Annotated in this window: 15 protein-coding genes; 5 read left to right on the forward strand and 10 right to left on the reverse strand. The window is 55.0% G+C overall.

Translation table 11 applies throughout. The features are described 5' to 3' along the window. Positions 1-13: 13 nt before the first annotated feature. The 7 genes from MLE19_RS00725 to MLE19_RS00755 all read right to left on the reverse strand — a co-directional run bounded on the left by MLE19_RS00725 (position 14) and on the right by MLE19_RS00755 (position 6,107). A complete protein-coding gene (locus MLE19_RS00725) occupies positions 14-439 on the reverse strand; it encodes a GNAT family N-acetyltransferase (protein ID WP_240716162.1) in 426 nt (141 codons plus the stop codon). After that, positions 439-1,629 (reverse strand): cupin domain-containing protein, encoded by a 1,191-nt coding sequence (locus MLE19_RS00730; protein WP_240716163.1) that lies wholly within the window; start codon positions 1,627-1,629, stop codon positions 439-441. Before MLE19_RS00730 ends, MLE19_RS00725 begins: the two co-directional genes overlap by 1 nt. Before the next feature lie 49 nt (positions 1,630-1,678). Then, entirely contained in the window at positions 1,679-3,064 is a 1,386-nt protein-coding gene (gene purB / locus MLE19_RS00735; protein WP_240716164.1) for an adenylosuccinate lyase, read from the reverse strand. A 65-nt stretch (positions 3,065-3,129) separates the two neighbouring features. Continuing rightward, positions 3,130-3,771: a high frequency lysogenization protein HflD gene (gene hflD / locus MLE19_RS00740; RefSeq protein WP_240716165.1), complete on the reverse strand. Its 642-nt coding sequence runs from the start codon at positions 3,769-3,771 to the stop codon at positions 3,130-3,132. Further along, entirely contained in the window at positions 3,768-4,934 is a 1,167-nt protein-coding gene (gene mnmA, locus MLE19_RS00745; RefSeq protein WP_276322277.1) for a tRNA 2-thiouridine(34) synthase MnmA, read from the reverse strand. The genes hflD and mnmA overlap by 4 nt, the downstream gene beginning before the upstream one ends. Positions 4,935-5,022: 88 nt before the next feature. Continuing rightward, the gene (locus tag MLE19_RS00750) at positions 5,023-5,463 is read right to left on the reverse strand and encodes an NUDIX hydrolase (RefSeq protein ID WP_240716166.1); all 441 of its coding nucleotides are present in this window, start codon (positions 5,461-5,463) and stop codon (positions 5,023-5,025) included. Beyond that, the gene (locus MLE19_RS00755) at positions 5,460-6,107 is read right to left on the reverse strand and encodes a pseudouridine synthase (RefSeq protein ID WP_240716167.1); all 648 of its coding nucleotides are present in this window, start codon (positions 6,105-6,107) and stop codon (positions 5,460-5,462) included. Before MLE19_RS00755 ends, MLE19_RS00750 begins: the two co-directional genes overlap by 4 nt. Positions 6,108-6,309: 202 nt before the next feature. Between MLE19_RS00755 and MLE19_RS00760 the strand changes: the two genes are divergently transcribed. The 3 genes from MLE19_RS00760 to clpA all read left to right on the forward strand — a co-directional run bounded on the left by MLE19_RS00760 (position 6,310) and on the right by clpA (position 11,563). Then, positions 6,310-8,544, forward strand: a complete 2,235-nt coding sequence (locus MLE19_RS00760) for an NADP-dependent isocitrate dehydrogenase (RefSeq protein WP_240716168.1) — start codon at positions 6,310-6,312, stop codon at positions 8,542-8,544. A 294-nt stretch (positions 8,545-8,838) separates the two neighbouring features. Further along, positions 8,839-9,147 carry an ATP-dependent Clp protease adapter ClpS gene (gene clpS / locus MLE19_RS00765; protein ID WP_240716802.1) on the forward strand — a complete coding sequence of 103 codons (309 nt, stop codon included), beginning with the start codon at positions 8,839-8,841 and terminating at the stop codon, positions 9,145-9,147. Positions 9,148-9,286: 139 nt separating this feature from the next. Next, complete coding sequence (gene clpA / locus MLE19_RS00770; RefSeq protein WP_240716169.1) at positions 9,287-11,563, forward strand: ATP-dependent Clp protease ATP-binding subunit ClpA; 2,277 nt, start codon at positions 9,287-9,289, stop codon at positions 11,561-11,563. A 199-nt stretch (positions 11,564-11,762) separates the two neighbouring features. Here clpA and infA read toward each other — a convergent pair whose 3' ends face one another. From infA to aat, 3 genes are all read right to left on the reverse strand, one after another. Continuing rightward, complete coding sequence (infA, locus tag MLE19_RS00775) at positions 11,763-11,981, reverse strand: translation initiation factor IF-1 (RefSeq protein WP_007111068.1); 219 nt, start codon at positions 11,979-11,981, stop codon at positions 11,763-11,765. A gap of 131 nt (positions 11,982-12,112) precedes the next feature. After that, on the reverse strand, positions 12,113-12,847 hold the full coding sequence (locus MLE19_RS00780; RefSeq protein WP_240716170.1) for an arginyltransferase: 735 nt from the start codon (positions 12,845-12,847) through the stop codon (positions 12,113-12,115). Between the two features lie 40 nt (positions 12,848-12,887). Beyond that, a complete protein-coding gene (aat, locus tag MLE19_RS00785; protein WP_240716171.1) occupies positions 12,888-13,640 on the reverse strand; it encodes a leucyl/phenylalanyl-tRNA--protein transferase in 753 nt (250 codons plus the stop codon). Positions 13,641-13,809: 169 nt separating this feature from the next. Here aat and MLE19_RS00790 point away from each other — a divergent pair, with 169 nt between their 5' ends. Both MLE19_RS00790 and lolA read left to right on the forward strand, forming a co-directional pair. Beyond that, positions 13,810-16,986, forward strand: coding sequence for a DNA translocase FtsK (locus MLE19_RS00790; RefSeq protein ID WP_240716172.1), 3,177 nt, complete (start codon positions 13,810-13,812; stop codon positions 16,984-16,986). Positions 16,987-17,181: 195 nt separating this feature from the next. Next, positions 17,182-17,847: an outer membrane lipoprotein chaperone LolA gene (gene lolA, locus MLE19_RS00795; protein ID WP_240716173.1), complete on the forward strand. Its 666-nt coding sequence runs from the start codon at positions 17,182-17,184 to the stop codon at positions 17,845-17,847. The last annotated feature ends 36 nt before the right edge of the window (positions 17,848-17,883 follow it).

A 17,883-nucleotide genomic window follows, 5' to 3' on the forward strand; every position in this document is an offset into this window, starting at 1 on the left:
TCAAGATGGTTTGTTAATCAAGCGAAAGCGTCATTTCTCGATGTGGAATGCCTGCATCCATAAACTCGTCGCCGTGGGCGACAAAGCCTAACAGCTCATAAAACGCCAGAGCATGCACCTGCGCGCTAAGAGCCACCTGGGTGTGGCCCGCATGGCGGGCCGCTTCAATCGCGGCTTGCATTAGTAGCACGCCAATGCCGGTGCCGCGGGCGTCTTTGATCACGGCAACCCGCCCAATGTGGGCATCGGGGAGCAGGCGAGCGGTGCCGACGGGTTGCCCATCAAGCATGGCAAGAAAGTGCTGGCACTGCGGATCCAGGCCATCCCACTCCTCTTCCTGGGGCACGCTCTGCTCATCAATGAACACTCTGCGACGGATCTCGCTGGCAGCTTGGCCCAACGTCTCCCAGTCACCCGTGCTGATGTGAGTAATCGCCATTAATACTCCTCGTCGTCATCTCCGTCATCGCTCATAAAGCCGAGGCTTCCGGTGTTGACCAACTGCGTGATGAGCGCCGCGGCACCGTCAAGCTCCAGGTCTTCGGCGTACAGTGGGGTAGTGTCGGCTAGGCGTTGGGCTAACTCAGTAGAGCAGGCGTGACCGTCGCCATCGACAAACAGCGTGGTGCCGCTGGTATCGCTGCGCCAAGCGAAGCGTGAGCCTGGCATGTGATAAAGCGGTTCACCCTCTTGTAGTTGAGCAACAAGCGCCGCTTCGGTTAGCGGCGTTTCAAGCGGCACTACTTGATCCACATATTTTGGCTGGGTCATTACCCGGCCAAACCACTGGGCGACTTGGGTCGGGTTATCCAGTGTCGACATAATCAACTGCCGCATACGCTCAACGGCTGCATCGTCAAGTTCACCGGCTTTTTGCGCAGGCGCCATGCCCGCATCGCTGTAACGCTGTGATGCAGGAAGCTGCTCGCCCAAATAATCGGCGTAGGAGGTAATCGCCTCATCGGCAGAGGGTGCGCGAAAGCCAATCGAGATAGTCATGCAATCATCGCTTTGACTGACACCGTGATGTGCCCAGCCGGGGGGAAGATAGAGCATGTCGCCAGGCTCAAGCACCCAGTCGGAGTCCGGCTCTACGGTAAATTCTTTAAGGATACGTAGATCGACACCTTGGATGATCGGCGCATCTTCCGTTAGTTTTCCGCCCAGTTGCCACCGACGATGGCCGCTGGCTTGGAGTAAAAAGACATCGTACTGGTCGATATGGGCGCCCACATTACCGCCAGGAGGCGCGTAACTGATCATGACGTCATCAAGCCGCCAGCGCGGAAGGAAGTCAAACTCATCCATTAGCGCTGCTACCGCAGGCACGTAATGATCAACCGCTTGGACGAGAAGGCTCCAATTGTTTTCGGGTAGCCGTTCAAAGGTGGCTTCATCAAAGGGCCCGTGGGAGACCTGCCACGGGCCATTGGGGCCATCCTCTTCGACCAGGCGCGCCTCTACGCCAGGCTCGCAGGCAAGTCCGGCCAGCTCATCGGCCTCAATGGGGCTGATGAAGTCGGGCATCGCGCCACGAATCAGCAGCGGCTTTTGCTGCCAATAATTGGCCAGAAAGTCTGCGGCGGTAAGATCGCCCAGCAGTGTTAGCGGCTTATCGTGATGGCTCATGGCGTGTCCTGGTGTAGTGGTCGCAGTAACGTTGGTAAAAACAAATGGCTTACAGCGAGTTTAGCTGATGTGTCAGTGCTTCGGCTTGTGCCTGGGCATTACCAATATAGTTGGCCGGTGAAAGCGCCTTCAATTCGGTTTTGACCTCGCTGGGCAGTTCAAGCGTATCAATAAACGCCGCAAAGCCCGCTTGGTCAATACGTTTGCCCCGGGTCAACTGCTTGAGTTTTTCGTAGGGCTTCTCAATGCCGTAGCGACGCATCACCGTTTGAATCGGCTCGGCGAGCACTTCCCAGCTGTTATCCAAATCAGCGTCTAAACGCTCGGGGTTGGCTTCCAGCTTGCTGATGCCTTTTAGGCTGGCGTGATAAGCAATCAACCCATACGCCAGGCCAACGCCCAGGTTGCGCAGCACAGTGGAGTCAGTCAGGTCACGTTGCCAGCGCGAGATGGGCAGCTTTTGCGCAAGGTGACTAAGCACCGCATTGGCCAGCCCCAGATTGCCCTCAGAGTTCTCAAAGTCGATCGGGTTAACTTTGTGCGGCATGGTCGAAGAGCCAATCTCGCCTTCAACGGTGCGCTGCTTAAAGTAGCCGAGAGAAATATAGCCCCATACGTCGCGATCAAAGTCGATCAAGATCGTATTGAAGCGGCAAATGGCATCAAACAGTTCAGCGATGTAGTCGTGAGGTTCGATCTGGGTAGTGTAAGGGTTGAACGTTAGTCCCAAACCTTCCACAAAGGTGCGGGCATTGGCTTGCCAGTCGATCTCCGGGTAAGTGGTCAGGTGGGCGTTATAGTTGCCTACGGCGCCATTGATTTTGCCAAGTACTTCCACCGCTTCGATCTGCTTAAGCTGGCGCTTAAGACGGTAGGCCACGTTGGCCATCTCTTTGCCCAGGGTGGTCGGAGTGGCGGTTTGACCGTGAGTGCGCGACAGCATCGGTTGAGCGGCGTGGGCAATCGCCAGCTTGGCGATTTCATCAGCCACTTCGTGCATGGTGGGCAGCATGGCGGTTAGGCCATCGCTGAGCATGACACCGTAAGAGAGGTTGTTGATATCTTCACTGGTGCAGGCAAAGTGAATGAACTCAGTCACTGCGTGGAGCTCAGCTTGGCCCGCGATCTTCTCTTTCAGGAAGTACTCAACCGCTTTGACGTCGTGATTAGTAGTGCGCTCGATCTCTTTGATCCGCTCGGCGTCGCTGATCGAAAACTCACGAATCAACTGCTCAAGAAAGGCAGTCGCTTCAGCAGAGAGAGGCGGCACCTCGATGATCTGGGTATGCTCGGCCAAGCGCTGTAGCCAGCGAACTTCCACAATCACGCGGGCGCGAATCAGGCCGAATTCACTGAAGTGTTCGCGCAGGGCGGCGGCTTTAGAGGCGTAGCGGCCGTCAACGGGGGAGAGGGCGGTCAAAGCGGAGAGTTGCATGGCATCGTTTCCAGGTTGTTCGAGAGCAATTTAGTCGAGAGCAAGTTAATCGATTAGAGAGTGGTTTAACTAAGGCTGTCCAGCGCACGGCGTAGCGCTTTTCGCTGGAATACCAGCTTCCAGCGGCGCCCGCCTTGCTGATGCCACAATAACCCAAAGCGAATGCCAGCCATTAAGCAGGCGCGCACGCGTTCGGGCATCATGCGGCTTTGCAGCAGTGAGGGGTCGCCCTGCACCACAATGCGGGTTTTAAACGTGGAGATCGTCTCTTGATACGCTTCCCCTAGGCTAGCAACCACGTTTTCGTGGGTAGAGCCGAAATGCTCGGCCTGTCCCTGAATGCGGGTGAGTTGCTGGCCCAGTGAATCCATCATGGCGTTATTCGTGCGCAGTTTATTCATCAGCATGAGCAGTGAAAAGCCGTAACGTAGCACCACTGGGTTCGCTTGTTTACGCCCCACCAGCGCTTCTAAGGTATCCAGGCCGCGGCGCAAGTTGTTGGGATGCCCGCCATAAATGGCTTCAAAGCTTGCCGGATTAGTATCCACGGTGGCTTCTATCAGCGTCTCCCAGGCGCGAGTATCCACTTGGCCGGTGCGGGCGAGTTCGTCTACCAGGCTGGCGGCTTGAAACACGCCCGCCAACGCAAGGGCTTGGCGGGCGGCTGGGGAATCAGGCGCGCGATGAATCGGGGTGGTGGGATTCATGCAGCGGCCTCCGCGGCTCTCTTCCAGGTGGCGCGAATAACGCCGCCGCCCAAGCAAATGTCGCCATCGTAAAGAACCAGCGACTGACCAGGCGTGACCGCCCACTGAGGGTCATCGAACGTGACCTCTACGCCGCCGTCGGGCAGGGCGCGCATTTCACAACTGCAGTCACTTTGCCGATAACGCGTTTTGGCGGTAAAGCGCCCCTGTTGAACCGGCGGCTCGCCTGCCACCCAGTCCATCGCCTCGGTGGCCAATGTATCGGAGTAAAGCAGTTGATCGTGCTTACCCTGCACCGCGATCAGTACATTGCGATCCAAGTCTTTCGCCGCCACATACCAGGGCTCTTCTGAGTAGTTGGCAAGCCCGCCAATGCCGAGCCCCTGTCGCTGACCAAGGGTGTAGTACATCAGCCCCATATGTTGGCCAATCACAACGCCATCCGGCGTTTCAATGGTGCCGGGCTGGGCGGGCAGATACTGCTGCAAAAAGTCGCGAAAGCGACGCTCGCCGATAAAGCAGATACCGGTAGAATCTTTTTTCTTGGCCGTAATCAGCTCGTACTGTTCTGCCAGCGCACGCACGGCAGGTTTTTCCAACTCCCCTACGGGGAACAAGGTGCGTGCAATCGCTGCTTCCGGCACCGCATGCAGGAAGTAGCTTTGATCTTTGTTGCCGTCCAGGCCTTTAAGTAGGCGGGGTCGGCCTTCACGCATGCCTTGTCGTACATAATGACCGGTGGCGATTTTGTCGGCCCCGAGCATTTCGGCGTACTCAAGGAAGACCTTAAACTTAATTTCCCGGTTACACAGAATATCCGGGTTGGGCGTACGGCCCGCTTTGTATTCAGCTAAAAAGTGCTCAAAGACATTATCCCAATACTCGGCAGCAAAATTAGCGGTGTGCAGCTTAATGCCGAGCTTTGCACAGACCGCTTCGGCGTCAGCGAGATCCTCTTTGGCGGTGCAGTATTCGGTGCCGTCGTCTTCATCCCAATTTTTCATAAACAGGCCTTCCACCTCATAGCCTTGCTGCATGAGTAGAAGGGCAGAGACGGACGAGTCGACGCCGCCGGACATACCGACAATCACTTTGCCGTTAACGGCTGTGGCGGATGACGCAGTAGTGGATGAGCTTGGTGCAGTTGGGTCAGTGGATGACATGGGCATCCTCAGTTGAAGTAGGGTGCAAATATGCAGTGCGCAATTGGGCGAGGATTATACACGATGGGGAGTGACTGCTTCGAGTGCTTCACTCGCGAATCACCGTCAGCGGATAACACGGCCCGCTGAGCGCATCCTCAATACGTTTGAGTACCAGTGGGCTGCGTAGACGTGACTGGTGATCTAAGGATCGTATTTGCTCAAGTGTGAGCCAGTGGGTGGCGGTAATGTCGGGGTCAAGGGCGAGGTCGAGCTTATCAAGCGGCGTGCCGATAAAACCGTGGCTGTGAAACGTCTGCCCTGAGTCGCTATGGAATACGTATACACCTAGATAGCCGGTGAGTGATACCTGCCAAGCTGTCTCTTCCAGCACCTCGCGCAGAATGGCCGCGATAGGCCCCTCGCCAGGTTCGATATGCCCAGCAGGCTGATTAAAAACGCTATGCGGCCCGCCGCGCTGCTCTTCCACCATTAAGAAGTGCTCGCCTCGCTGTATGACACACGCCGCTGTGCTGTGAATAAAGCTCATGATGGTTTCCTGCGTTTGGCCGCTGGCCGCGCTCTTTTATCTTTTTGCTGCCTTGTGCGTTGGCCTGTTTGCTGGTTTGGGGGTGTATTGGCAGGCCGCGGGGCATGCAACGTTTCTTTACGCCATTCGCCAGGGGCTAATCCTTCCAGCGTCCAAGGGCCAATCGATGTGCGAATAAGGCGCAGCGTGGGGAAGCCTACGTGGGCGGTCATGCGGCGGACTTGGCGATTACGCCCTTCGTTAATCGTTAGCTCCAGCCAGCTAGTCGACGGATGACGCTTGGGGTCGATGGCCGGTTGGCGAGGTGCGGTAACCGGAGGGGCTATCCGGCGGGCCTTCGCTGGCTGCGTCGGGCCATCTTTAAGCGTAATACCCTGGCGTAAGGCCTTTAATGCCGCCTCGTCTATCTCTCCTTCGACCTGAGCCCAGTAGGTTTTGGGCTGTTTGTGGCGCGGATGAGAGATACGATGAATCAGCCCGCCGTCATCACTGAGCAACAACAGCCCTTCAGAGTCGTAGTCAAGCCGCCCGGCGGGGTAAATGTCTTTTACATCAATATATTGAGCAAGCGTCTGGCGACCTTCTTGGTCGCTGAACTTGCTTAATACTTGAAACGGCTTGTGCAGTAAATAGAGCTTGCTCATGACATCACTTTTATCGTTGCCCTGTAAGGTGTCGGTAGATCACTCATGCGCATGAAGTGCTGCGCTGGTATACTCCGGCCTAGCTGCTGGGGCGTGCTGGGGGCGTCATCGTTATAAACAGGCTATAGACCCGGCCATCAATGAACTCGCGCTCCACTCAAGATTTCTTGCAATCGTAGTGACAAGAGAGGTTAACGCAAATATGACTAAAACGCCGAAGATCATCTACACGCTCACCGACGAAGCCCCCGCGCTTGCGACGTACTCCCTGCTGCCGATTATCGATGCGTTCACCGATTCTGCTGGTATTCAGGTAGAGACGCGCGATATTTCTCTGGCTGCCCGGATCATCTCTCAGTTTCCAGACTACCTGAGTGAAGAGCAACAGATCGGCGATCACCTGGCGGAGCTTGGCGAACTGACCAAGACCCCAGAAGCTAACATCATCAAATTGCCCAATATCAGTGCCTCACTGCCTCAGTTAAAGGCGGTGATTAAAGAGCTGCAGCAGCAGGGCTATAAGCTTCCTGACTATCCGGAAGCCCCGCAGAGTGACGAAGAGAAAGACATTCAGGCGCGTTACGATAAAACCAAAGGCAGTGCCGTCAACCCGGTATTGCGTGAAGGTAACTCCGATCGCCGCGCACCGCTGTCGGTGAAAAATTACGCGCGCAAATACCCGCATCGCATGGGCGAGTGGAGTAGTGACTCCAAGTCCCACGTGGCGCATATGAGTGAAGGCGATTTTTACGGCAGCGAGAAATCAGCGCTGATTGAAAAAGCCACCGATCTTAAGATCGAACTGATCGCTAACGATGGCAGCGCCACCGTGCTCAAGCCGAAAACATCGGTACTTGAAGGCGAAGTCGTTGACGGTGCGGTAATGAGCCGTAACGCGCTGCGTCGTTTTGTGGCCGAAGAAGTCGCTGACGCGAAAGCCAAAGATGTACTGTTCTCACTACACCTCAAAGCAACCATGATGAAGGTCTCCGACCCGATCATGTTCGGCATGGTGGTTAGCGAGTTTTATCAGGATGTGCTGAGCAAGCACGCGGATGAGTTGAAACAGGCGGGCTTTGATGCCAATAACGGTATCGGTGATCTCTACTCGGCGATTAAATCGCTGCCTGAAGAGCGTCAGAAGCAGATTGAGGGTGAGATTCAGGCGCTTTACGCCGAGCGTCCTCGTCTGGCAATGGTGAACTCCCATAAAGGCATCACTAACCTGCACGTGCCCAGCGATGTGATTATTGATGCTTCTATGCCTGCGATGATCCGTGACTCCGGCAAAATGTGGGGCGCCGATGATCAGCTGCACGACGTCAAAGCGGTGATCCCTGATCGTTGCTACGCTGGTATCTATCAGAGCGTGATCGAAGACTGCAAGCAGCACGGTGCCTTTGATCCGACGACGATGGGTAGCGTCCCCAACGTGGGTCTGATGGCGCAGAAAGCCGAAGAGTACGGCTCCCACGATAAAACCTTCCAGATTCCTGCCGATGGCACTGTTCGTGTCACCGATGCCAGCGGCAACGTCGTGCTTGAGCACAGCGTTGAGGAAGGCGATATCTGGCGTATGTGCCAGACTAAAGATGCCCCGGTTCGTGATTGGGTGAAGCTGGCGGTTAACCGCGCTCGTGAAAGCGGTACCCCGGCGATTTTCTGGCTGGACGCCCAGCGCGCTCACGATGCTCAGCTGATCAAGAAAGTCGAAAGCTACTTGAAAGATCACGATACCGCTGGCCTCGATATTCGCATCATGACGCCGGAAGACGCGATGAGTTTTTCGCTTGCGCGTATCCGCAAGGGCGAAGACACCATCTCCGTGACCGGTAACGTACTGCGTGATTACCTGACCGACCTGTTCCCGATCATGGAGCTCGGCACCAGTGCCAAAATGCTCTCGATCGTTCCGTTGATGAATGGCGGTGGCCTGTTTGAGACCGGCGCGGGCGGCTCTGCGCCTAAGCACGTTCAACAGCTGTTGGAAGAAAACCATCTGCGTTGGGATTCGCTGGGTGAATTCCTGGCCTTGGCCGCTTCTCTTGAGCACCTGGGCAGCACCTTCGATAACGCCCGTGCGAAAATGCTGGCCAAAGCGCTTGATCAAGCTAACGGTAAGTTCTTGGACAGTAACAAGTCGCCTTCCCGCAAAGTGGGTGAGCTCGACAATCGCGGTAGCCACTTCTATTTAGCGCTATACTGGGCAGAGGCGCTGGCTGAGCAGAATGAAGATACCGAGATGAAAGAGCTGTTTGGCCGCTTAACCGAAGCACTGACGGCTAAAGAAGCGACCATTGTTGATGAGCTCAACAGCGTGCAGGGCCAGCCCACCGATATTCGTGGTTATTACCATCCAGACCATGAGTTGACGGGTAAAATCATGCGCCCAAGCAAAACGCTCAATGAAACACTAGCGATCGTCGCCAAGGGCTAATTCGCCCCTGGCTTCGATGACGCTTTAAACCCCCGTCCGCTTGGCGGGCGGGGGTTTTTGTATTACGCAGTGGGATATTTTAATTTTCCATGAACCCTTGCTGATCGGCAGCGTCTTACGTTCTAGTAAATTCGTTATAGCTGTGAATCCGCTTTAGCAGTGGATGAGCAACTTTGAAACGTAGAGACGCCTCTTTCGGTCAGTCTTGAGACAACCACCGTGCTGCTTATGCCCAACCTAGAGAGATCATACTTGACCGCCATACCTACGTTTTCGGGGATGACACGGCCAAATATGCCCGATGAAGATGGCGATTTAGCGGTTCAGTCAGCAGAACCAGCGCTGGCGCAACCGCCGCTTTACAAGGTGGTGCTTCATAATGATGATTACACGCCGATGGAGTTCGTCATTGAAGTACTGCAAGGTTTTTTCAACATGGATAGCGAGACGGCCGTTCAGGTCATGCTAGCTGTACATACCCAAGGAAAGGGCACCTGTGGCGTGTTTACGCGTGACATAGCTGAGACTAAAAGCTATCAGGTAAACGAGTATGCCCGTGAGTGTGAGCACCCGTTGATAAGTGATATTGAGGCCGCCAATTAAAAACGTTGAGAAATAATTGACGGTGAGGCTTGCAACCGTGCCATTTGTACCCGATGTTGAGAGTGCCGGTCGATTAAACTGATCCGACGCAAGCCCTAGGTGGCGATACGCCCTAGGTAGTAGCGAAAAGGGGACTGCCATGCTGAGCAAAGAACTTGAAATGACCCTGAACACGGCCTTTACTGTGGCGCGTTCTAAACGCCACGAGTTTATGACCGTTGAGCACCTGCTGCTAGCGTTGCTGGATAATGCCTCAGCGGTAGACGTACTGAAGGCATGTGGGGCTAACCTCGACAAGCTGCGGTCCGATCTGCAGGATTTTATTAACTCGACCACTCCACTGATTCCAGAAGGTCAGGGTGATCGTGAAACACAGCCCACGCTCGGTTTCCAACGCGTTTTACAGCGTGCGGTATTCCATGTTCAGTCATCTGGTAAGAGTGAAGTCTCCGGCGCTAATGTGCTGGTGGCGATCTTTTCAGAGCAAGAAAGCCAAGCGGTTTACTTTCTTAAACAGCAAAGCGTTGCCCGCGTAGATGCGGTCAACTATATCGCCCATGGTATTTCTAAAGTGGCTGGGCACGGCCCGTCACCTTCCCCCTCCTCATCTGAAAGTGAAGATGCTGAAGAGGGTGGTAGCGAAGGCGCAGCCCATCCGTTGACTGGCTATGCCACCAACCTGAACGAACAGGCGCGGCTGGGTAAAATTGACCCGCTGATTGGCCGTGATCACGAGCTTGAGCGCGTCGTTCAGATTCTGGCTCGTCGTCGCAAGAATAACCCGCTTCTAGTGGGTGAGGCAGGCGTAGGTAAAACGGCGATTGCTGAAGGCTTGGCCAAGCGTATCGTTGAAGAAGACGTGCCCGATGTTATCGCCGATGCAGTGGTTTACTCGCTCGATATGGGCGCGCTGCTTGCCGGCACCAAATATCGCGGCGACTTTGAAAAGCGCCTTAAAAGTCTGTTGAGCGAACTTCGCAAACAGCCTAACGCCGTACTGTTCATCGATGAGATTCATACGGTCATTGGTGCGGGTGCCGCTTCTGGTGGGGTAATGGATGCGTCTAACCTGCTTAAGCCGCTACTCTCCTCGGGCGAGCTGCGCTGCATTGGTTCGACCACGTTCCAGGAGTTCCGCGGTATCTTCGAAAAAGACCGCGCATTGGCGCGTCGCTTCCAAAAAGTAGACGTGATGGCGCCATCCGTTGATGACACCATTAAAATCCTCAAGGGCCTGCGTTCACGCTTTGAAGAGCACCATGAGCTTAAGTACACCGATGGTGCCCTAGAGAGTGCAGCGCGTTTGGCGGATCGTTATATCAATGATCGCTACCTACCCGATAAAGCGATTGATGTCATTGACGAAGCGGGCGCTCACCAGCGTCTATTACCGCCGGAAGTGCGCCTTAATACCATCGACGTCGAGCAAGTTGAAGCCGTGGTTGCCTCCATTGCGCGTATACCGCCGAAGAGTGTTTCAAGCTCCGACCGTAAGCTGCTCGAGAAGCTGGATCGTGACCTGAAAATGCTGGTATTCGGTCAGGATGAAGCGATCGATAGTTTGTCTGCGGCCATTAAGCTCTCTAGAGCAGGTCTTAAGTCGCCTGACAAGCCTGTGGGTAGCTTCCTGTTTGCTGGCCCCACTGGCGTGGGTAAAACCGAAGTGGCCAAGCAGCTTGCGCATATCATGGGCATTGAGCTGGTTCGCTTTGATATGTCGGAGTACATGGAGCGTCACACCGTATCGCGCCTGATTGGTGCGCCTCCAGGCTACGTCGGCTATGACCAGGGTGGCTTATTGACCGAAGCGGTCACCAAGCAGCCGCACTGTGTGCTGTTGTTAGATGAGATTGAGAAAGCGCACCCAGAAGTTTTCAACCTGCTACTGCAGGTAATGGATCACGGTCGCTTAACGGATAACAACGGCCGCGAAGCGGACTTCCGTCACGTTATCCTGATCATGACCTCTAACGCCGGTGCTGAGCAGGCGTCGCGTCGCTCGATTGGCTTCCAGCATCAAGATCACTCCACCGATGCTATGGAAGTGATTCGCCGCACCTTCTCACCCGAGTTCCGCAACCGCTTGGATGGCATTATTCAGTTCCACGCGCTGCCGGTCTCGGTGGTACGCAATGTCGTCGACAAGTTCTTGATCGAACTACAGGCGCAGCTGGATGAAAAGCGTGTTCAGCTGGATGTGGATGATATGGCGCGGGATTGGTTAGCCGACAAAGGCTACGATCCTGACATGGGCGCACGCCCAATGGCGCGTCTCATCCAAGAGAAGCTGAAGAAGCCGCTGGCCGAAATGATTCTGTTTGGCGAGTTGGCTGATCAGGGCGGTATTGTCCACGTTAGCCTGGAAGAGGGTGAGCTACACCTCTCCACTGAGACGGAAATGGCCGATGCGCCGTGAAACCGATGCGCCCTGAAAAGGGCGCTAAGGTGCTCTAAAGCCAATCACTCTTTTTGCCATGCAACAAAACGCAGCGCCCTGTCAAAGACGGGGCGTTGTCGTTTTTAGTGAACAGCCATTGACGCTGATCGGCGCTGTCGTTAAAGACAATCTAGCTGGAGCAGGTAAGATCAGCCGAACGCGTTAACAGTGCAACGACTTAGCGCGAACGGTAAACGATACGGCCTTTAGAGAGATCGTAAGGTGTTAGCTCTACTTTAACCTTGTCGCCGGTCAGAATGCGGATGTAGTTTTTGCGCATTTTGCCAGAGATGTGAGCGGTAACAACGTGACCGTTTTCCAGCTCAACACGAAACATGGTGTTCGGAAGGGTATCGACGATAACGCCTTCCATTTCAATATGATCTTCGCGTGCCATATAGGCATTTCCTCACTTATGAGTTAGTAATGTAATAATCGGTCAGAAATTGAGGGCCATTGGGTAGGCGCTCAAGAAACAGCGCTATATTGTGCCGTAAGCCTGCCGTCAAGGCAAAAAAGCTTACGTGTTTAGCGAATTAACTGCCGCCAATGGCGTCCATCGAGTATTTCCAACGGCGCAAACGCCTGTTTGTAGCGCATCTTACGGCACTCTTCGATCCAATACCCTAAATATAGATGCGGCAGCGCTTTTTCTCGACTGAGCTCTATCAGTTGGAGAATCGCAAAGGTGCCTAGTGAGCGCTTATCCAGTTCATCGCTAACGGCAAAGAAGGTGTAGATGGCGGAAAGACCGTGCTCAAGTTGATCAAAGGCAGCTACGCCGACGAGCTCGTCATTAAGGTACATTTCCATAAGATGAGCATAAGGCTCATCAAGGGTGAGGAAAGTGCGATACTGTTCACGGCTGGGGGGATACATATCGCCGTCAGCATGACGCTGACGAATATAGTCAGCGTAAAGCGAGTAGTGGCTTGATGCATAATAAGCGGGCATAACACGAATAGTAATATCGGCATTGCGCCGCCAGATCTTTCGCTGAGTACGGTTGGCGGTAAACTGGTCAACCGGAATACGCACTGATCGACAGGCGTTGCACCCTTCACAGTGAGGGCGATAAAGATGACGCCCGCTGCGGCGAAACCCTAGCAGTGCCAGAGAGTCATAGACACCGGGCACGGGTGACTCCTGCGGGTCGAGAAACAGCGTCGTCGCCTCTTTGCCGGGTAAATAACTGCAGGCATGGGGCACGGTCAGGAAGAAGCGCAAATCCCGCACCGGGCGACGCGGTGTATTACTACTCACGGCTTGCCTCCTTTTTATAAATGCTCAAAACAGAGCGAGTTCATGTCTGATGGTGAGTCTTAGTAGCAATCGCTTTTAGCCACAGCGACGCAGGAACAGTGGGTGTCTCGACGGCGGATGAGGTTAACGTAAACGCCTTATCGGGTAACCAGTTTTTAAGATAGTTGATGAATGCCTCGCGAGCGACTGTAATAGCGCCCAAGCTGGCCAGGTGCGGCGTATGCATTTGGCAGTCGATGAGCTTGCCGCCATGCTCGCGCATGGCTCGGGCGAGGTGTGCCAGTGCTACCTTGGAAGCATCTGGCGCGCGGGAGAACATGGATTCACCAAAAAACACCGGGCCCATGGCGATTCCATACAGGCCGCCGACTAACTGGCCGTATTGATGGACTTCAATGCTATGAGCAATGCCCAATGCATGCAGTAGGCTGTAGGCGTCGCGCATTTCGGTGGTGATCCAGGTGCCGCCGTCTTCGTCGCGTGGGGCGGCACAAGCCTCAATAACCTGATCGAAGTGTTGATCCAGGGTGATATGAAAGCCACCATGGCGTAATCGTTTGGTTAAGCTACGGCGCTGCTTAAATTGCTCAGGTAGGAGTATCATGCGCGGGTCTGGACTCCACCATAAAATGGGGTCGTCGTCGCTGAACCATGGAAATATTCCCTGCCGGTAGGCTTCTATTAGCCAGCCAGGTGAGAGTTCTCCTCCGGCAGCCAGTAAGCCGTTGGGGGAGTCCAGGGCTGTAGAGGTAGTTGGAAAGTTAGGATGTGGCGAGGAAAGCCAAGGTAGCATTACTTGCTCCTATTGCTACGTTTTTTACTACGTTCATGTTCGTCGTTCGTATATGACGGTCTTGTACTGGGCGCTTAGCTAGAGGCTCTGTGACCGCGGAAGGATGCTCGGTATCATGCAAACTCGCAAGTGGATTAAAGACGCCATTGAGGTGTAAAGGGAGAGTCGCTTGAAAGTGAATAAAGCAGTAAACAAGCGAACGCAGCGTAGCGCGCGTCAAACACCATCATCGGCTTCATCTGCGCGTGTAAACGCCGCAAAAGATAAGGCTCGTCGTTTTGGCCTGCGCTTACAAGGCTCCGTGCGCGAAGGCGTGGTAGTCATACTGCTGGCGCTGTGTGTGTTTTTATTATTAGCGCTATTTAGTTACCAAGCCTCTGATCCAGGCTGGTCTTACCAGGGGCCGGAAACAGACATCCGTAACTGGATGGGGCAGGTGGGTGCCTGGCTAGCTGATGTTCTCTATTCATTATTAGGCGCCAGTGCGTTGTGGTGGCCAGGAATGTTTGGTTTCGCCGCCTGGTGGCTGATTCGTTCGCGGCAAGTACGTTTTGAACTCGACCCGGTGGCGATTGCCGTCCATGCGGGTGGGCTAGTACTGCTTATTTTTGGCACCACCATGTTGGGTGCGCTGCACTTCTACCATCCTGATAGCATGCTGCCCTACGCTTCTGGAGGCATTTTGGGAGAGGGGTTGGTTGGTGCGTTAAGGCCTTTAGTCGGTAGTGGCGGCGTTGGATTAATCGCTGCCGCGCTGATTTTAAGTGGTTTTCCGCTATTCAGCGGTATGTCGTGGCTTCAGGTAGCGGATGAACTTGGTAAGCGGATATGTCGCCTGGGTGGCTGGCTATCGGCGCGTCGGCAGGCTAGCCGCATGCGCGCAGCGCAACGCGCAGCCGCAAAACCCGCGCCCGCACCAAAGCCTCAGGTAAAACCGCAGGTAGAGCCGCCCCTCGCTAAGCGAGAGACACCGCCTAATGACGTTAAGTCTGCCGAGGCGACACCCGCTGAGGCTAAGCCTGCAGCTGAATCGGTGGGTAAAAGCAGCAGTGGTCGGGAGCGGCGTGAGCCGGGTTTCTCTATGCCACTTTCCAATAGCGCCATTGATAATTCAGTTAGTGATGGAGAGGGCCACGAAACTACCGATACCTCGATCCCTTGGGAAGCCGCAGCCTTTTCAAGCAATAAGCATGTACCAGCTAAAACACCTGCACCTACTGCGGAACCAATAGAGGCGGCGCCAATAGATGAGGCTGCTGAAGAGGCAGAAGCACCCCAACCGCCGCGAGAAAATGCCTTTGTACGCGCTAGCACGCCGGCAGCGCCACCAGAGCCGGTTGAGTCCGGTAAGCCCAAGGAAGACGACGTTTCCTTCCCGCTGCGCGCCTCGCGCCAGGAAGAGGCTCCCGCGCCTGCCGCCAGCAACTACTTTGTTGGTGAAGACGCACCTGGTGAGAAAGAGCATGATCAGGATGCGAAGGTTGAGCCTAACCACGCCGATGACGAGCCACGTGTTAGCGAGTCAAGGATCGAGAAGCCTACCCACACAGCGTGGAACAGTGAGCGTATCTCTGCGGCTGAGCCTGGAAGAACGCCTGAACGTGTGGCTGAGGTCGTTCCAGAGCCGGTGTGGGACGATGAAGAGATGGATGACGAGGAGATGGACGATGACACTATGGACAGCGCATCGCATACGCCACCCTCGCCGCCTCCAGCCGCACGTCGTGAGCCCACATTTGCGCCTGAGGCGACCACACCAGAGCCAGATGAAGGCCCCGCGCTCTGGACCGTGGAGCATTTACAAAGCCAGCGTCCCGCTTTTGAGACGATGGACGAGCCCGAGGGCGATGTGCCGAGCCTGCAGCTACTAACGCCTGCAGAACCTCACCAGCCGAACTACACCGACCAGCAGTTGGCAGATATGGCTGAACTGCTCGAAGTGCGACTGCGTGAATATGGCGTTAAGGCTGAAGTGGTCGATACCTGGCCTGGGCCGGTCATTACTCGCTTTGAGATCAAACCCGCAGCGGGCGTCAAGGTCTCTAAAATCAGCAATCTTGCCAAAGATTTAGCGCGCTCGCTGATGGTGAAGAGCGTGCGCGTGGTTGAGGTCATCCCAGGGCGCCCCACGGTAGGGATTGAAATACCGAATCCTAATCGGGCCATGATTCGCCTGCGCGAAGTCATCGACTCCGACCGCTATCAGCAGGAGACCTCACCGCTGACCATGGCGCTAGGCCAGGATATTGGTGGCAGCCCGGTGGTGGCCAACCTGGGCAAAATGCCCCACTTGTTAGTCGCTGGTACCACTGGGTCAGGTAAGTCGGTGGGTGTTAACGCCATGCTGATCTCGATGCTGCTCAAGGCTAAGCCTAGCGAGCTGAAGCTCATAATGGTCGACCCCAAAATGTTGGAGTTGTCAGTCTATGATGGCATTCCTCATTTGCTGGCGCCAGTGGTTACTGATATGAAAGAGGCGGCCAATAGCCTGCGCTGGTGTGTGGCAGAAATGGAGCGCCGCTATAAGCTGATGGCCGCCATGGGCGTGCGTAACATTGCGGGCTTTAATGGACGGCTGGATGAGGCCGAACGCGCCGGTGCCCAGGTAGCAGACCCGCTATGGGAACCGCAGCCATGGGAAGTGCACCAGCCTCACCCCGTGCTGGAGAAGTTGCCCTACATCGTGGTGGTGATCGACGAATTTGCCGATATGTTTATGATCGTCGGCAAAAAGGTCGAAGAGCTGATTGCGCGCTTGGCGCAAAAGGCACGTGCTGCGGGTATCCATCTGATTTTGGCGACTCAGCGCCCCTCTGTAGACGTCGTGACAGGGTTGATCAAAGCCAACATCCCTTCGCGGATGGCATTTCAGGTCTCATCGCGGATCGATTCGCGCACCATTCTTGATCAAGGCGGTGCTGAAAGCCTGCTAGGCCATGGCGATATGCTCTATTTACCCGCTGGCTCTGGGCCGCCTAACCGTATCCACGGTGCCTTCGTGGATGACGATGAAGTGCACCGGGTGGTCGATGACTGGAAGCGCCGCGGTGCGCCTGAATATATCGAAGAGATCCTGTCTGGTGGCGTCTCCGCTGATGCCTTGACCGGTCTTGAGGCGGAAGGTGGCGATAGTGATGATGCAGAGCAGGATGCGCTCTATGACGAAGCTGTCCAGTTTGTCACTGAAACGCGCAAAGCCTCGATCTCAGCCGTTCAGCGTCGCTTTAAGATCGGCTACAACCGGGCAGCTCGTTTGGTGGAGGCCATGGAGGGTGCTGGTGTGGTGACATCAATGGGCTCTAACGGCGCACGAGAAGTGCTTGCGCCGCCTCCAGTAGGCCATTAATGGCCCACAATTATGCAATAAGCGTGAAAGCCGCGCTGCGGGTGAAACCCTGCGGCGTTTTTCTCGTCTGACTATTATATTTCTGAGTTATACATGGACGGTTAAGCCGACCTTACTGCTTTATTATTTAGCACTCATGTTTGAACAACAGTTTTGAGCAACCATTATTTGGCAACGGTTGCCTAGGGAGATCACATGCGCGATACGCAATCAAAACGAACGTCATCACTGGGCGCTTCACCCCTGGCATTGGCGGCAAGTGCCTTGGGTCTAACCTTCGGTGCACCCGCCTGGGCGGATGATGCAGCCGAGCGTTTGACCGAGCGATTGGATCCACTGGAGCGTTATCAAGCCAATTTTGAGCAGCAGATTTTAGATGGCAGCGGCGATCGTCTCCAAAGCGCGCGCGGTGAAATGTGGCTGTCCCGCCCCGGTATGCTGCGTTGGGAAGTGGAAGCGCCGTATTCTCAAACCGTGGTCTCCGACGGTGAAGATGTGTATATGTACGATCCCGACCTTGAGCAAGTCACCGTCCAAGAGATGGATGATCGGGTTACCCATACCCCTGCGCTACTGCTGTCGGGAAGCGTCGACGAGTTAACCGAGAGCTATGAGGTTTTCTACGAGCAGGACGGGGGAGAAGACGTCTTTACCCTAGTGCCTATCTCTGCCGATACGCTGTTTGAAGAGCTGAGCATGGTCTTTGACGGCGAAACGCTGAGTGAATTGTGGATGATGGACAGCACCGGTCAGCGCACCGCGATTACTTTTAGCAATATTACCCTCAATGGCAATATTGCCCGGGACATGTTCGATTTCGAGATACCTGAAGGCACGGATGTAATCCGTGAAGAGCTTTAAGGGTGAAGCGTGAATGGTAAGGTGTGAGGAGTAAGT

Origin of the sequence: Vreelandella neptunia (assembly GCF_022489065.1) — a bacterium.
GTDB classification, from domain to species: Bacteria; Pseudomonadota; Gammaproteobacteria; order Pseudomonadales; family Halomonadaceae; genus Vreelandella; species Vreelandella neptunia_A.

What these genes read in the sequence shown, in the direction of transcription:
- MLE19_RS00725 (WP_240716162.1), bottom strand. Translation starts at nt 439, where the DNA reads ATGGCGATTACTCACATCAGCACGGGTGACTGGGAGACGTTGGGCCAA.
- MLE19_RS00730 (WP_240716163.1), bottom strand. Translation starts at nt 1,629, where the DNA reads ATGAGCCATCACGATAAGCCGCTAACACTGCTGGGCGATCTTACCGCC.
- purB (WP_240716164.1), bottom strand. Translation starts at nt 3,064, where the DNA reads ATGCAACTCTCCGCTTTGACCGCCCTCTCCCCCGTTGACGGCCGCTAC.
- hflD (WP_240716165.1), bottom strand. Translation starts at nt 3,771, where the DNA reads ATGAATCCCACCACCCCGATTCATCGCGCGCCTGATTCCCCAGCCGCC.
- mnmA (WP_276322277.1), bottom strand. Translation starts at nt 4,934, where the DNA reads ATGTCATCCACTGACCCAACTGCACCAAGCTCATCCACTACTGCGTCA.
- MLE19_RS00750 (WP_240716166.1), bottom strand. Translation starts at nt 5,463, where the DNA reads ATGAGCTTTATTCACAGCACAGCGGCGTGTGTCATACAGCGAGGCGAG.
- MLE19_RS00755 (WP_240716167.1), bottom strand. Translation starts at nt 6,107, where the DNA reads ATGAGCAAGCTCTATTTACTGCACAAGCCGTTTCAAGTATTAAGCAAG.
- MLE19_RS00760 (WP_240716168.1), top strand. Translation starts at nt 6,310, where the DNA reads ATGACTAAAACGCCGAAGATCATCTACACGCTCACCGACGAAGCCCCC.
- clpS (WP_240716802.1), top strand. Translation starts at nt 8,839, where the DNA reads ATGCCCGATGAAGATGGCGATTTAGCGGTTCAGTCAGCAGAACCAGCG.
- clpA (WP_240716169.1), top strand. Translation starts at nt 9,287, where the DNA reads ATGCTGAGCAAAGAACTTGAAATGACCCTGAACACGGCCTTTACTGTG.
- infA (WP_007111068.1), bottom strand. Translation starts at nt 11,981, where the DNA reads ATGGCACGCGAAGATCATATTGAAATGGAAGGCGTTATCGTCGATACC.
- aat (WP_240716171.1), bottom strand. Translation starts at nt 13,640, where the DNA reads ATGCTACCTTGGCTTTCCTCGCCACATCCTAACTTTCCAACTACCTCT.
- lolA (WP_240716173.1), top strand. Translation starts at nt 17,182, where the DNA reads ATGCGCGATACGCAATCAAAACGAACGTCATCACTGGGCGCTTCACCC.